Raw genomic sequence first — 1,974 nt, 5'->3', positions numbered from 1 at the left:
GTAAAAATTGGCGTAATCATGCCTGGATGCGTGTTGGACCACATAATGCTCTGGCTCAAAACTTTGCAGCAGCACACGTCCGCCACGCTCGGAACGTCCCGCTCGGCCAGCGACTTGTGTCAGCGTCTGAAAGACTCGTTCCGCTGCAAAGGGATCAGGGAGATTTAATCCCACATCTGCCAATACCACGCCAACGAGTGTAACGAGGGGCAGATCCAGCCCTTTGGCGAGCATCTGCGTACCGACCAGCACATCTGCCCGGTGAGCGGTGAAATGGTTCAAAATCAGCTCGTGGGCGTCTTTGGTGCGGGTTGTATCCCAATCCCAGCGCAGCACACGGGCATCAGGGAAAAGGACATTGACTTCGTCCTCGACCCTTTCGCTCCCCAACCCATAAGCACGGATTTTTTCACTCTTACATTCGGGGCAGGTTTTGGGCATCTGACGAGTGTAATTGCATCGATGGCATTGCAAGCCCCCCCCTCTACCTCCCCCCCTCGTGGGGGAAGGATTTGACATATGCAAGGTGAGCGGAGTTTCGCAGCGAGGACATTTCAGGGTATGCCCGCAATCACGGCAGAAAATATAGGTCGCCGTACCACGTCGATTGAGAAAGAGAATTACCTGCTCGTTGCGTGCCAGCGTTTGGGATAAGGCATCCTTGAGGGCGCGGCTGAAGATGCCACGGTTGCCGGATTTCAACTCGGTGCGCATATCGACGACCTGGACGGGAGGTAGTTCACGTTTAGCAATTCTCTCAGGGAGTTCGACGAGTGCAAAAGCGCCCTCACCCCCGCGTCGCTTCGCTTGCTCCCCCTCTCCCGCCTTGCGGGAGAGGGAAATTCGAGCGGAGCGAGAATGGGTGAGGGCGCTTTTTGCTTGATACATCAAATCAATAGGCGGTGTTGCCGATCCCAAGATGCAGACCGCGCCATTGATCTCAGCGTAGATTTGGGCAGCTTTTACTGCATCATAAAAAGGTGGCTCAGTTTGGTGATACGAGCCATCATGAAATTCATCCAACACGATCAAACTCACCTTGGGCAGCGGTGCAAAAAGCGCACTGCGCGGTCCAATGACAACTTTCAGCGATCCTGCCCGTGCCCGCCGCCAGGTATCGTAACGTTCGCCTTGTGATAGTTTCGAATGGATCAAGCCCACCTGTCCTGGAAAACGGGCCAAAAGTCGACGTACTGTCTGCGGGGTAAGCGCGATCTCGGGAACAAGGATTAATGCCTGTCCGCCACGCCGAATGGCCTCCTGGGCAGCACGGATATATATTTCTGTTTTCCCTGAGCCAGTCACGCCATGCAAGAGAATTGGGCGAGTTTGCGATTCAGCGAAGGATGAATATACCTCCCTCATCGCTTCCTCCTGCGCGGGTGTCAATACCCAGGCATCGCTTTCTTCTTTTTCAACTTTTACCTTCTCAACCGGATCACGCCAAATCTCCGTCTCGCGCAGTGAGATCAGGTCTTTTTCAGCCAGAATCTGCAAATCAGCCAGGTTGCAACCGCTCTCAGCATAGACCCATGTCACCGCGATGGCATCCGCTTCACGCATCAGGAACTGGAGGGCTGCTGCGCGGCGTTTTTGTGTTGCTTCAGTTTTCCCCAGCGAGGACATGGATTCTTCAGCAAAATCTGGTGGGACAGCCAACTGTGCTGTGCGAATAAATTTTGGTCGTACCTTTGGCGCGGGTAAAACAGACTTGCTGGAAAGAATGCCGCGACGTACCAATGCCTGCGCCGATTGACGCCAATCGACATGTTTGAAGTGACGATCAATTTGTCGGCCGCGCAGTGAGCCGCATTTTTGAAGAAGGCTTAGCAAACGTTTTTGAATTTTTGAAAACTCGATAGGTGATTCCCCAACCCCCATTTCCCAATCCCGATTCCCAAACTCTGTATCCGCTTGCTGGCTTAATCCGCTCGGCAAGATCAACCCCACCATTGCGGCGAGGGGATTTAAGGT

Annotated in this window: 1 protein-coding gene; it reads right to left on the bottom strand. The window is 53.7% G+C overall.

Annotated elements, in window-relative coordinates:
- Positions 1-1,974 (bottom strand): replication restart helicase PriA (priA, locus tag AC3DOM_RS06455; protein ID WP_487918211.1); only part of this gene is annotated, 1,974 nt, incomplete at both ends.

Source organism: Candidatus Desulfolinea nitratireducens, assembly GCF_982879505.1.
Note: the sequence above shows the minus strand (reverse complement) of the source record. Positions and strands in the feature narration are given on the sequence as shown.